12 protein-coding genes are annotated in these 12,309 nt (G+C 61.7%); 3 read left to right on the top strand and 9 right to left on the bottom strand.

Annotation, left to right across the window (positions count from 1 at the left end; translation table 11 throughout):
- Window positions 1-2: 2 nt before the first annotated feature.
- Both ACIPZB_RS11950 and ACIPZB_RS11945 read right to left on the bottom strand, forming a co-directional pair.
- The gene (locus ACIPZB_RS11950; protein ID WP_044488501.1) at window positions 3-917 is read right to left on the bottom strand and encodes an ABC transporter permease subunit; all 915 of its coding nucleotides are present in this window, start codon (window positions 915-917) and stop codon (window positions 3-5) included.
- A 156-nt stretch (window positions 918-1,073) separates the two neighbouring features.
- Window positions 1,074-2,210, bottom strand: a complete 1,137-nt coding sequence (locus ACIPZB_RS11945; protein ID WP_400640344.1) for a branched-chain amino acid ABC transporter substrate-binding protein — start codon at window positions 2,208-2,210, stop codon at window positions 1,074-1,076.
- Window positions 2,211-2,721: 511 nt separating this feature from the next.
- On the opposite strand from ACIPZB_RS11945, the gene pncB reads away from it, so the two are divergent.
- Together pncB and nadE are read left to right on the top strand one after the other, a co-directional pair.
- Window positions 2,722-3,927: a nicotinate phosphoribosyltransferase gene (pncB, locus tag ACIPZB_RS11940; protein ID WP_400640343.1), complete on the top strand. Its 1,206-nt coding sequence runs from the start codon at window positions 2,722-2,724 to the stop codon at window positions 3,925-3,927.
- A gap of 3 nt (window positions 3,928-3,930) precedes the next feature.
- Entirely contained in the window at window positions 3,931-4,758 is an 828-nt protein-coding gene (gene nadE / locus ACIPZB_RS11935) for an ammonia-dependent NAD(+) synthetase (protein ID WP_400640342.1), read from the top strand.
- Window positions 4,759-4,892: 134 nt separating this feature from the next.
- Here the strand turns inward: nadE and azu are convergent, their stop codons facing one another.
- A complete protein-coding gene (azu, locus tag ACIPZB_RS11930; protein WP_008099951.1) occupies window positions 4,893-5,342 on the bottom strand; it encodes an azurin in 450 nt (149 codons plus the stop codon).
- 349 nt (window positions 5,343-5,691) lie between these two features.
- On the opposite strand from azu, the gene ACIPZB_RS11925 reads away from it, so the two are divergent.
- Window positions 5,692-6,279 carry a TIGR00730 family Rossman fold protein gene (locus ACIPZB_RS11925; RefSeq protein WP_400640341.1) on the top strand — a complete coding sequence of 196 codons (588 nt, stop codon included), beginning with the start codon at window positions 5,692-5,694 and terminating at the stop codon, window positions 6,277-6,279.
- Between the two features lie 129 nt (window positions 6,280-6,408).
- Here the strand turns inward: ACIPZB_RS11925 and ACIPZB_RS11920 are convergent, their stop codons facing one another.
- The 6 genes from ACIPZB_RS11920 to ACIPZB_RS11895 all read right to left on the bottom strand — a co-directional run.
- Entirely contained in the window at window positions 6,409-8,709 is a 2,301-nt protein-coding gene (locus tag ACIPZB_RS11920) for a YgiQ family radical SAM protein (RefSeq protein WP_400640340.1), read from the bottom strand.
- A 186-nt stretch (window positions 8,710-8,895) separates the two neighbouring features.
- The gene (gene dnaB, locus ACIPZB_RS11915; protein WP_008101035.1) at window positions 8,896-10,293 is read right to left on the bottom strand and encodes a replicative DNA helicase; all 1,398 of its coding nucleotides are present in this window, start codon (window positions 10,291-10,293) and stop codon (window positions 8,896-8,898) included.
- A 113-nt stretch (window positions 10,294-10,406) separates the two neighbouring features.
- Window positions 10,407-10,853 (bottom strand): 50S ribosomal protein L9, encoded by a 447-nt coding sequence (rplI, locus tag ACIPZB_RS11910; protein WP_008101037.1) that lies wholly within the window; start codon window positions 10,851-10,853, stop codon window positions 10,407-10,409.
- A gap of 20 nt (window positions 10,854-10,873) precedes the next feature.
- Entirely contained in the window at window positions 10,874-11,737 is an 864-nt protein-coding gene (locus ACIPZB_RS11905) for a hypothetical protein (RefSeq protein ID WP_400640339.1), read from the bottom strand.
- A 33-nt stretch (window positions 11,738-11,770) separates the two neighbouring features.
- Entirely contained in the window at window positions 11,771-12,001 is a 231-nt protein-coding gene (gene rpsR / locus ACIPZB_RS11900; protein WP_003249563.1) for a 30S ribosomal protein S18, read from the bottom strand.
- Window positions 12,002-12,029: 28 nt separating this feature from the next.
- Window positions 12,030-12,309, bottom strand: a 280-nt coding sequence (locus tag ACIPZB_RS11895) for a 30S ribosomal protein S6 (protein ID WP_306580283.1), incomplete at its 5' end; no start/stop codon positions are given.

Here is a 12,309-nt window from a genome sequence, read left to right as displayed (position 1 = left end):
GTTCACACCTTAGCCACGAGCGGGCGACCCAACAGGCCTTGTGGGCGGAAGATAAGGATCATCACCAGCAGCGAGAAGCTGAATACGTCCTTGTAGTCGGAGTTGATCAGGCCGGAGAACAGGGATTCGGAGATGCCCAGGATGATCCCGCCCAACATCGCCCCAGGCAGCGAGCCGATGCCGCCGAGCACCGCGGCGGTGAACGCCTTGATGCCGATGATGAAGCCTGCGTAGAAGTCGAAGGTGCCGTAGTTCATGGTGATCAGCACGCCTGCCAGCGCGGCCATCACTGCACCGATGACGAAGACATAGGAGATCACCCGGTCGGTGTTGATGCCGAGGATCGAGGCCATCTTGCGGTCTTGCTGGGTGGCGCGGCACATGCGGCCGAGCTTGGTGTACTTGATCACGTAGGTGAGCAGGCCCATGCCGACGAACGCGGCGACCAGGATGAAGATCTTGGTGTAGGTCAGTTGCACGAAGCCGCTGCCCACTTCGACGCGCCAGGCGCCTTCGAGCAGGGTCGGCACGCCTTGCTGGCGGGCGCCCTGGCTGATCTGCGCGTAGTTCTGCAGGATCAGCGAGATGCCGATGGCACTGATCAGCGGTGCCAGGCGGGTGGAGTTGCGCAGGGGTTTGTAGGCGATGCGCTCGATGGTGAAGCCATAGACGCCCGTGACGACGACGGTGAACAACAAGGTCCCCAGCATCAGTAGCGGGAACGATTCGACGCCGAAATAGGCCAGCAATGCCAGACTGATTGCCGCGAGGTACGCGGAAATCATATACACCTCGCCGTGCGCGAAGTTGATCATGCCGATGATGCCATAGACCATTGTGTAGCCGATGGCGATCAGGCCATAGACCGACCCGAGGGTCAGGCCGTTGACCAGTTGCTGCAGGAAAATACCATCCATAACGCAATCTCACCTGATTGAGATTGCACGAGCGCCGACCACTGCGGGCCCCGGGTGCAGCGGCCCTCGCAGCGCAGAACTGTGCAGATCTTCGGATAAAGACAGGTACCGCGGGGCTGCGGCCCGGGCGTCATGCGCCCAGGCCGGTCGCCGTTATTATTTTTGTTTTTCCAGCTGGTGGTACTTACCGTCCTTGTCCCACTGGTAGACCACGTAGTCAGAGACGGTCAGGTCGCCCTTGCTGTCCCACTTCTTCTCGCCCATGACGGTTTGCACCGGGTTGGCCTTGAGCCACTTGGCAGCGTCTTCGCCCTTGTTCGACTTGGCGCCATTGAACGCGGCAGCCAGCGCCTGGACGGAGGCATAGGCGTACAAGGTGTAGCCTTCCGGCTCGGTACCGGCCTTGCGGAACTCTTCCACCACGGCCTTGCTGTCAGGCAGCAGGCGTGGGTCGGCGCCGAAGGTCATGTACACACCGTCGACGTATTGGGCGCCCCCCGCGGTGGCTACCAGTTCGTCGGTGACGATGCCGTCATCGGACATGAACTTGACGTCTTTCAGGCCCTGCTCGCGCAGTTGGCGCACCAGCGGGCCGGCTTCCGGGTGCAGGCCACCGAAGTAGACTACGTCGGCACCGGTGGAGCGGATCTTGGTGACCACAGCGCTGAAGTCTTTCTCGCCACGGGTCAGGCCTTCATACAGCACTGGCTTGACGCCACGTTTCTCCAGCTGCGCCTTGGTCGCATCGGCCAGGCCCTGGCCGTAGGTATCCTTGTCGTGCAGCACCGCGACTTTCTTGCCCTTGAGCACGTCGACAATGTAGTTGCCTGCGACGATGCCCTGCTGGTCGTCACGGCCGCACATGCGGAACATGCCGCTCAGCCCGCGCTCGGTGACTTGAGGGTTGGTGGAGCCCGGAGTGATGGCGATGACGCCCGCCTCGTCATACACCTCGGAGGCCGGGATGGTGTTGGAAGAACAGAAGTGGCCGACAACGCCGATCACCTTGTCCTGGTCTACCAGTCGGTTGGCCACGGCCACGGCCTGTTTCGGTTCGCAGGCATCGTCGCCCTTGACCAGGACGATCTTCTCGCCGTTTACGCCACCTGCGGCGTTGACCTTGTCGGCCGCCGCCTGGGCACCTTTCATGTACTGCTCGCCAAACGCTGCGTTAGCCCCGGTCATGGGGCCCGCGACGCCGATCTTGACGTCGGCCTGAACAAACGAAGAAACACCCAGCGCCGTAGCCACGGCAAGTGCCAGGAAACCTTTCTTGTAAAACGTCTGCGACATGAGGTGGTGCTCCTAGAGTTTTTTTTGGTTGGCACTACAACTTCTCAGCCCTGTGCTCCGAGCAAGGGCCGTGCCATTGGTTTTGTATTCCGGGAAAACACACTGGACAGGAGGCAGGCAGGCGACCGACGGCCTTTTCTTTACTGAGCGTGCAACCGTCTGCCACGCGGCAGGCGCCACCACTCGTACAGACAAGGAGCAACCTCTCGGTGCCATCATTGCAACCCTGACAAGTGTTTACGTGCAACCGTCCTGTAACAGCACACCGTCACCGAAGTGCACACCACTGGTGCGCGACTGCTACAGGCGGCACTGTTTCAAGGCTAGCTGGTGCACGAAAAAACACCTGTTTTGCCTGTACTGGCCCTATCGCCGGCAAGCCGGCTCCCACAGTTGGGCATTGTGGTAACCCTGTGGGAGCCGGCTTGCCGGCGATAGGGCCGGTACAGACACAACAAAACTGAAAAGACTGGCACAATGACCGCCATTCGCCGCTTCTGGAGCCCCCTTGATGAGCGAGAGCGCATTCGCCGAGCGCATCGTGCACAACCTGCTCGACACCGACTTCTACAAGTTCACCATGATGCAGGGCGTGCTGCACAACTACCCGGACGCCGATGTGGAATGGGAATTCCGTTGCCGCAATGGCGAGGACTTGCGCCCCTACCTCGGCGAGATCCGCAACCAGCTCGACCTGCTCAGCGAACTGACCCTGGATGACGGCCAGCTGGCGTTCCTCGAACGCATCAGCTTCCTCAAGCCCGACTTCCTGCGCTTTCTGCGCCTGTTCCGCTTCAACCTGCGCTATGTGCACCTTGGCGTCGAAAACGACCAGCTGTTTCTGCGCCTGAAAGGCCCGTGGCTGCATGTGCTACTTTTCGAAGTGCCGCTGCTGGCCATCATCAGCGAAGTCCGCAACCGCCAGCTGCATCCGCACATGCGCCTGGCCGAAGCCCGCGACCAGCTGTACCGCAAGTTCGACTGGCTGCGCGCCCACGCCAGCGACGACGAACTGGCCGCGCTGCAAGTGGCCGACTTCGGCACCCGCCGGCGCTTCTCCAGCCGTGTACAGGCTGAAGTGGTACGGGTCCTGCGCGACGATTTCCCGGGCCGTTTCGTCGGCACCAGCAACGTCGACCTGGCATGGAAACTGGATATCAAGCCGCTGGGCACCATGGCCCACGAGTGGTTCATGGCCCACCAGCAGCTCGGCCCACGGTTGATCGACAGCCAGATCGCCGCCCTCGACTGCTGGGTACGCGAATACCGCGGCCTGCTCGGTATCGCCCTGACCGACTGCATCACCATGGATGCGTTTCTGCGCGATTTCGACCTGTACTTCGCCAAGCTGTTCGACGGCCTGCGCCACGACTCGGGCGAACCGGTGGCCTGGGCGGAGAAGGCCATCGCCCACTACCAGAAACTGGGCATCGACCCGATGACCAAGACCCTGGTGTTCTCCGATGGCCTCAACCTGACCCGCTCGCTGGAGATCTTCCGCGCCCTGCGCGGTCGCATCAACGTCAGCTTCGGCATCGGCACCAACCTGACCTGCGATATCCCGGGTGTGGCGCCGATGAACATCGTGCTTAAAATGACCGACTGCAACGGCTCGCCGGTGGCCAAGATCTCGGACGAAGCCGCCAAGACCCAGTGCCGCGACGCGAACTTCGTTGCCTACATGCGTCACGTATTCAAAGTCCCCAGCAAGGAGTAACCCATGCAAGCCGTTCAGCAAGAGATTGCCCAGGCGCTCAAGGTGCAGCCGCCCTTCGAAGGCGCCGCTGCGATCGAGGCCGAGGTCGCCCGGCGCGTGGCGTTCATCAAGGGCTGCCTGGCCAACGCCCGGCTCAAGACCCTGGTGCTGGGCATCAGCGGTGGCGTCGACTCGCTGACTGCCGCCCTGCTCGCCCAGCGCGCCATCAACGAGCTGCGCGCCGAAACCGGCGACCAGGCCTACCGCTTCATCGCCGTGCGCCTGCCGTATCAAGTGCAGCACGACGAGCACGATGCCCAGGCCTGCCTGGACGTGATCAAGGCCGATGAAGTGCACACGGTCGATATCGCCCCGGCGGTGCGCGCGCTGGCAAAGGAAGTGAAAGCTCTGGAAGGTGGCTCGCCAAGCCTGGTGGATTTCGTTGTCGGCAACGTCAAGGCGCGCACGCGCATGGTGGCGCAGTACACCATCGCCGGCGCCCGTGCCGGCCTGGTGATCGGGACCGACCACGCCGCCGAGGCAGTGATGGGCTTCTTCACCAAGTTTGGTGACGGTGCGTGTGACCTGGCGCCACTGAGTGGCCTGGTGAAAAACCAGGTACGGGCGATTGCGCGCAGCTTTGGCGCGCCGGAATCACTGGTGGAGAAAGTGCCGACCGCGGACCTGGAAGACCTGGAGCCGGGCAAGCCGGACGAGGCTTCGCATGGGGTGACCTACCAGCAGATCGATGCGTTTCTGCAGGGGCAGCCGGTTGACCAGGAAGCGTTCGATATCATCGTCGCTACCTATCGCAAGACCCAGCACAAGCGCGAACTGCCGTTCGCCCCTTGAGGGCCCTGGGGGCTGCTGCGCAGCCCTTTCGCGACACAAGGCCGCTCCTACAGATGAATACGATCGTCGTAGGAGCGGCCTTGCCGGGGCGCCGGACCGGTCGGAAAGGAGGGCAAAGCCCTCCCCATACCGGATTACTTGACGATGACTTTGCCTTTCATCATCGAAATGTGGCCCGGGAAGGTGCAGAAGAAGCTGTAGTCGCCACCGGCTTCCAGCTTGGAAGTGTCGAACTTCACTTCGGTTTCTTTCTCAGGCGCGCCGATCATCGCGGTGTGGGCGATGATGTTGGCGTTGTCTTCCTTCAGATAGCCCTTCTCGATGCCCTGGCTCATGCCTTCAGTGGCGATGCCTTGCATATCGGCGGTCTTGCTGATCACCAGGTTGTGGCCCATGACATTCTTCGGCAGGTTGCCCGAGTGGGTCAGCTTGACGGTGAACTCTTTGCAGCTCTTGTCGACGGTGAATTCCTTGGTGGTGTAGGACATTTGGTCCGTCGATTCGACAGTCACCGAGCACTCGGCTGCGAAGACAGAGGCGCTGGCGAGGGTCAGCAGGGATACCGCTACAGCTTTCGCAAACATCATGAATCTCCTTGGCAGGGTTTTATCAATTGCGAGACTGCCCGAAACCGTTCATCCCCTTGCTGATATGAATCAAAGTGGGTGTCAAGTGGACAGTCAGTAGAATTGTTCGATGGATTGTATACAACCAATCTAAGAGCACATCATGCCCTTTTACTAGACGATGGGACAACCTCTCATTTAGGAGCAATGCCAATGTCCCTCTCGAATTTCATGAACAGCCTGCTCGCCGCCTACGCCCAGGGTGCTACTGGCGCCATCTGTGAATTCTCTCGGCCCGAGTGAAAGTGGCCTTGGAAGCGGCAGGTCTGCGCTTTACCCTATCACGCCAAGTGATTGGAGATGAGCAATGCCCGTACGTTCCGTTTGTGTGTTCTGCGGCGCCAGCATCGGTGCCAACCCTGCCTACCGTGATGCAGCCATCGCCCTTGGCCAGGCCATCGCTCGCCGTGGCTTGACCCTGGTCTACGGCGGTGGCGCGGTCGGCCTGATGGGCACCGTCGCCGACGCGGCCATGGCGGCGGGTGGCGAGGTCATCGGGATCATCCCCGAAAGCCTGATGAACGCCGAAATCGGCCACAAGGGCCTGACCCGGCTGGAAGTGGTCGACGGCATGCACGCGCGCAAGGCGCGCATGGCCGAGCTGAGCGATGCCTTCATCGCCCTGCCGGGTGGGCTGGGTACCCTGGAGGAACTGTTCGAGGTGTGGACCTGGGGGCAGCTGGGCTATCACGCCAAGCCGCTGGGGCTGCTCGATGTGAACGGTTTTTATGAAAAGCTCGGCGGGTTTCTCGACCATCTCGTCGAAGAAGGGTTCGTGCGGCCGCAACATCGGGCGATGTTGTTGCTGGAACAGCAGGCGGATGCGCTGCTGGATGGGATGGACCGGTTCGAGTCACCGGTGTTGCCGAAGTGGGTCGACAAGAAGCCTGATTGATCGAGGGGCCGCCCTGCGGCCCAATCGCTGGAAAGCCAGCTCCCACAGGGATTGCACAGGACCTAAGGCCTGCGCTGTACCTGTGGGAGCTGGCTTGCCAGCGATTGGGCTGCAAAGCAGCCCCTGAAATCAGCGCGGAATGACGGGCTGGCGCGGCTTCTTGTTGCCCTTGCCACCCTTGGCGGCTTCCTTGCGCTCCTTGGCCGCCTGCTGGTTACGGGCGAACGCCTCGGCCTTGGCCTTCTCACGCTTGTCCCACGGATTGCTGCCATCGCTGCCACGCGGTGGCAGGCCGGTATGCTGGGTAAGGATCTTCTGCTCCTTGCCCACCTTGTGGCTGCCCGCCGGCGTCGAGTTCTTGCGCCGGGCACTCTGGTAAGAGTCGGTCTGCGGCTGGTGCAGCGGGATCAGCTGGTGCTTGCCCGGCCCGATCAGGTCGGCGCGGCCCATGCGCTGCAGCGCTTCGCGCAGCATCGGCCAGCCCTTCGGATCGTGGTAGCGCAGGAACGCCTTGTGCAAGCGGCGCTGCTCGTCGCTCTTGACGATCTCGACCCCTTCGCTCTTGTAGGTCACCTTGCGCAGGGGGTTCTTGCCCGAATGGTACATGGCCGTGGCCGAGGCCATGGGCGATGGGTAGAACGCCTGCACCTGGTCGGCGCGGAAGCCGTTGCCCTTGAGCCACAGGGCCAGGTTCATCATGTCTTCATCGGTGGTGCCGGGGTGCGCGGCGATGAAGTACGGAATCAGGTACTGCTCCTTGCCCGCCTCTTTCGAGAACTTCTCGAACATGCGCTTGAAGCGGTCGTAGGAGCCGATGCCAGGCTTCATCATCTTGTCCAGCGGGCCACGCTCGGTGTGCTCCGGGGCAATCTTCAGGTAGCCGCCAACGTGGTGGGTAACCAGCTCCTTCACGTACTCCGGCGATTCCACCGCCAGGTCGTAGCGCAGGCCCGAGGCGATCAGGATCTTCTTCACACCTGGCAAGGCACGGGCCTTGCGGTACAACTCGATGAGCGAGCTATGGTCGGTGTTGAGGTTCTCGCAGATGCCGGGGAACACGCACGACGGCTTGCGGCAGTGCTTCTCGATCTCGGGGCTCTTGCAGGCGATCCGGTACATGTTGGCGGTCGGGCCGCCAAGGTCGGAGACCACGCCGGTGAAGCCCGGCACCTTGTCGCGCATCTCCTCGATCTCGTTCAGGATCGACTCGTGCGAACGGTTCTGGATGATCCGGCCTTCATGCTCGGTGATCGAGCAGAAGGTACAACCGCCGAAGCAGCCACGCATGATGTTCACCGAGAAACGGATCATCTCGTAGGCCGGGATGCGCTCCTTGCCGTAGGCCGGGTGCGGCACACGGGCGTAGGGCATGCCGAACACGTAGTCCATCTCTTCGGTGCTCATGGGAATGGGTGGCGGGTTGAACCACACATCCACTTCTCCATGCTTCTGCACCAGGGCGCGGGCGTTGCCTGGGTTGGTTTCCAGGTGCAGCACGCGGTTGGCGTGGGCGTAAAGCACCGGGTCGTTGCGCACCTTCTCGAACGATGGCAGGCGAATTACCGACTTTTCCCGGGTTACGCTCGGGCTGTCGAGGATCTGCACGACCTTGGCTTCGTTCGGGTCTTCCTGGTCGCCTTTGGCTTGCTCGATGGCGCAAGCCTGGGTGTCCTGGGTGTTGACGTACGGGTTGAGGATCTTCTCGACGCGGCCTGGGCGGTCGATACGGGTGGAGTCGATCTCGTACCAGCCTTGCGGCGTATCACGGCGCACGAATGCGGTGCCGCGCACGTCGGTGATGGACTCGATCTTCTCGCCGTTGGACAGGCGCTGGGCCACCTCGACCACCGCACGCTCGGCGTTGCCGAACAGCAGAATGTCGGCGCTGGCGTCGATCAGGATCGAGTGACGAACCTTGTCCTGCCAGTAGTCGTAGTGGGCGATGCGGCGCAGCGAGGCCTCGATGCCGCCGAGCACGATCGGCACGTGCTTGTAGGCTTCCTTGCAGCGCTGGCTGTACACCAGGCTGGCGCGGTCCGGACGGCTGCCGGCCAGGCCACCTGGGGTGTAGGCGTCATCGGAACGGATCTTCTTGTCCGCGGTGTAGCGGTTGATCATCGAGTCCATGTTGCCGGCCGCGACGCCGAAGAACAGGTTCGGCTCGCCGAGCTTCATGAAGTCGTCTTTCGACTGCCAGTTCGGCTGGGCGATGATGCCCACGCGGAAACCCTGGGCTTCCAGCAGGCGGCCGATGATGGCCATGCCGAACGACGGATGGTCGACGTAGGCATCACCGGTCACGATGATGATATCGCAGGAATCCCAGCCGAGAAGATCCATCTCCTCCCTGCTCATTGGCAGGAAAGGTGCTGGTCCGAAGCATTCGGCCCAGTACTTGGGATAGTCGTAGAGAGGTTTGGCTGCTTGCATGTCAGTGACCGGTTCTGGTGTGCAGGGAAATCGCGGGCGCGGAATATAGCACAAATTTTGACCAAATCCGACGGCAGAGGTCGGATTCATGTGTAGCTGCTACTGGCCTCATCGCCGGCAAGCCGGCTCCTACAGATACGGCGGGGTACCTGTGGGAGCCGGCTTGCCGGCGATGGGGCCAGTGATCTACTCGTCGTCGTCGAAGTTGTACATGCCCGGCGCGAGGTTCTCGAAGCGGGTGTACTTGCCGATGAACGCCAGGCGGATGAAGCCGATGGGGCCGTTACGCTGCTTGCCGATGATGATTTCGGCAATGCCCTTGTGCTCGGTCTCCGGGTGATACACCTCATCCCGGTAAACGAACATGATCACGTCGGCGTCCTGCTCGATTGCACCGGACTCACGCAAGTCGGAGTTCACCGGGCGCTTGTTCGGCCGCTGTTCGAGGGAGCGGTTGAGCTGCGACAGGGCGATGACCGGGCAGTTGAATTCCTTGGCCAGGGCCTTGAGCGAGCGGGAGATCTCGGAAATTTCGTTGGTGCGGTTGTCACCGGCCGAACCCGGGATCTGCATCAGCTGCAGGTAGTCGACCATGATCATGCCGATCTCGCCGTGCTCACGCGCCAGGCGGCGGGTACGCGCACGCATTTCCGAGGGGCTGATGCCGGCGGTATCGTCGATGAACAGCTTGCGGTCGTTGAGCAGGTTGACCGCCGAGGTCAAGCGCGGCCAGTCATCGTCGTCCAGCTGGCCGGAACGCACCTTGGTCTGGTCGATACGGCCCAGCGACGAGAGCATACGCATGATCAGCGATTCACCTGGCATCTCGAGGGAGAACACCAGCACCGCCTTGTCGGTACGCAGCACCGCGTTTTCCACCAGGTTCATGGCGAAGGTGGTCTTGCCCATCGACGGACGGCCGGCGACGATGATCAGGTCGGCTGCCTGCAGACCGCTGGTCTTCTCGTCCAGGTCGGTGTAGCCGGTGGAGACACCGGTGATGTCGCTGTCGGAGTTGAACAGCGTGTCGATGCGGTCGATGGCCTTGGTCAACAGCTCGTTGACGCCCACCGGGCCGCCGGTCTTCGGCCGCGCCTCGGCGATCTGGAAGATCTGCCGCTCGGCGTCGTCGAGGATCTCTTCGGCGTTGCGCCCTTGCGGGTTGAAGGCGTTGTCGGCGATGTCGGTACTGATGCTGATCAGCTGGCGCAACGTGGCCCGCTCGCGAATGATCGCGGCGTAGGCCTTGATGTTGGCCACCGACGGCGTGTTCTTGGCAAGCTCAGCCAGATACGCCAGGCCACCGACCTGGGTCGACAGGCCTTCCTTGTCCAGCTGCTCGTGCAGCGTCACCACGTCGAACGGCTGGTTGGCGTCCGCCAGCTTGTGCACGGCGCGGAAGATCAGGCGGTGGTCATGCCGGTAGAAATCACCATCCGACACCTGATCCAGCACCCGCTCCCAGGCATTGTTGTCCAGCATCAGGCCACCGAGCACGGCCTGTTCGGCCTCGATGGAATGCGGCGGCACCTTCAGGGCAGCGGTTTGCAGGTCGAGTTGTTCGGGGTTGGTAATCTCGTTCATGGCCACGAAAGAATTCTGGAGGATGAAAAAGACAAAGGGCACGGCCTGTCGAAAACAGGACCGTGCCCGATGTTAACCGGCGAACCCGCTTGGGGCTAGCCAGTCAGCGCAGCTTAGGCAGCTACGACGACCACGCGTACAGTGGCTTCAACGTCGCTGTGCAGGTGCACGGCTACGTCGTATTCGCCAACCTGACGGATGGTGCCGTTCGGCAGACGAACTTCAGCCTTGGCCACTTCAACGCCGGAGGCGGTCAGGGCGTCAGCGATGTCGTGGGTGCCGATCGAACCGAACAGCTTGCCTTCGTCGCCAGCGGTGGCAGTGATGGTCACTTCCAGCTCGGCCAGTTGGGCAGCACGGCTTTCAGCCGAAGCTTTACGGTCAGCAGCTGCTTTTTCCAGCTCGGCGCGACGCTCTTCGAACGCAGCCAGGTTGGCGGCGTTGGCAACGGTGGCCTTGCCGAATGGCAGCAGGAAGTTACGGCCGTAACCAGCCTTAACCTTAACTTTGTCGCCCAGGTTGCCCAGGTTAGCGACTTTTTCCAGCAGGATCAGTTCCATTTGGTAAAACCTCTTAACTTTTAACCTTCACCGTTCGCGGAGTCTTTCCCCGGGGGGGACTTGCGACCGCGAAAATCAATCAGGCTGTCGACAATGGCCAAAACCATCAGTAACGGATAAATCAGCTGCATGATCAGCGGCAACGTCACGTACATGCCCACCAGCCAGAACCCGGCCAGTCGCCCCTGTGCCACCAGCCCATGCATCAAGGCGATGCCGGCCAGGACCAGAACCAGGCTGGACGCCGATGCCAGGATGATGAACTGCGGCCCGATAAACGGAGCCACCACCATCACTGCCACCAAGACCGCCATGGTCTGTTTCGGCAGCTTCAGGGCGCGAAATTCGCGACCGAAGCCTCCAGGGTTGTACAACGCTGCCTGCCAATAGCGCGCCAGCACCAGGGCCAGCACACTGAACAATTGCACTGTCACGGCTGTGGAAGCGACCAGCACAGGGCGGATCAGCTCACCGGAGAGCACGGGTTGCCCCTCGATTTGCGGCATGGCTTCGGCGAACGCCTTGGCCAGCACATCGAAGGTCTGTGCCAGCGCCAGGTCGAGCACGTGGCTGAAAACCACGGCGAACACGGCACTGACTACCAGCACTCGGCTCCAGGGATGCTCGGCACGCAACATGGCGGCCAGGCCCAGGGCACCCGCGATCACCAAGAAGGTGATGGGATCGCCCATGAACCACACGGCCAGCCCGGCCAGCAGGCCGCCGGCGATGACCGTTGAAGCATCCTTGAACCCACGCCGCAGCAGCACAAGGCTGCCGGCAGCGGCACTCAACCAGAACAGCAGCGGCAGTACCGCGCTGATGACCACCACCAGGGTGGCCTGCACACGACCGCGCATGATGAAACTTGCTAACGCTCGCATGCTAATCCCTTACTGCTTGTCGACGACCCGGTCTCAGCGGCCGTGGCTGTCGGTGTAGGGCAGCAGGGCCAGGAAGCGGGCGCGCTTGATAGCGGTAGCCAGCTGACGCTGATAACGAGCTTTGGTACCGGTGATACGGCTTGGAACGATCTTGCCGGTTTCGGATACGTAAGCTTTCAGGGTGTTGAGATCTTTGAAGTCGATCTCTTTCACGTCTTCAGCAGTGAAGCGGCAGAATTTACGACGACGGAAGAAACGTGCCATTTAATAGGCTCCTCTAAAGGTCCGTGGATTACTCGTCAGCGTTATCGCTGGAGTCGCTGTCATTGCTGTCGTCGCCTTCGGCGGAGTCAGCATGCTCAGGACGCTCACGACGCTCACGGCGCTCGCTGCGGTTCTCTTCAGCCTTCAGCATCTCGGACTGACCGGTAACGGCTTCGTCGCGACGGATGACCAGGTTACGGATAACGGCATCGTTGTAGCGGAAGTTGTCTTCCAGCTCGGCCAGGGCCTTGCCGGTGCACTCAACGTTCAGCATCACGTAGTGAGCCTTGTGAACATTGTTGATTGCG

This window comes from Pseudomonas sp. NPDC089396, assembly GCF_044749545.1.
Taxonomy (GTDB): Bacteria; Pseudomonadota; Gammaproteobacteria; order Pseudomonadales; family Pseudomonadaceae; genus Aquipseudomonas.
This window is presented reverse-complemented; position numbering and strand designations above follow the sequence as displayed.

Bases quoted from the DNA above. Each gene is read 5' to 3' on its own strand.
- ACIPZB_RS11925 (WP_400640341.1), top strand. From the start codon at position 5,692: ATGCCCGTACGTTCCGTTTGTGTGTTCTGCGGCGCCAGCATCGGTGCC.
- ACIPZB_RS11920 (WP_400640340.1), bottom strand. From the start codon at position 8,709: ATGCAAGCAGCCAAACCTCTCTACGACTATCCCAAGTACTGGGCCGAA.
- nadE (WP_400640342.1), top strand. From the start codon at position 3,931: ATGCAAGCCGTTCAGCAAGAGATTGCCCAGGCGCTCAAGGTGCAGCCG.
- rpsR (WP_003249563.1), bottom strand. From the start codon at position 12,001: ATGGCACGTTTCTTCCGTCGTCGTAAATTCTGCCGCTTCACTGCTGAA.
- pncB (WP_400640343.1), top strand. From the start codon at position 2,722: ATGAGCGAGAGCGCATTCGCCGAGCGCATCGTGCACAACCTGCTCGAC.
- dnaB (WP_008101035.1), bottom strand. From the start codon at position 10,293: ATGAACGAGATTACCAACCCCGAACAACTCGACCTGCAAACCGCTGCC.
- rplI (WP_008101037.1), bottom strand. From the start codon at position 10,853: ATGGAACTGATCCTGCTGGAAAAAGTCGCTAACCTGGGCAACCTGGGC.
- ACIPZB_RS11905 (WP_400640339.1), bottom strand. From the start codon at position 11,737: ATGCGAGCGTTAGCAAGTTTCATCATGCGCGGTCGTGTGCAGGCCACC.
- azu (WP_008099951.1), bottom strand. From the start codon at position 5,342: ATGTTTGCGAAAGCTGTAGCGGTATCCCTGCTGACCCTCGCCAGCGCC.
- ACIPZB_RS11945 (WP_400640344.1), bottom strand. From the start codon at position 2,210: ATGTCGCAGACGTTTTACAAGAAAGGTTTCCTGGCACTTGCCGTGGCT.
- ACIPZB_RS11950 (WP_044488501.1), bottom strand. From the start codon at position 917: ATGGATGGTATTTTCCTGCAGCAACTGGTCAACGGCCTGACCCTCGGG.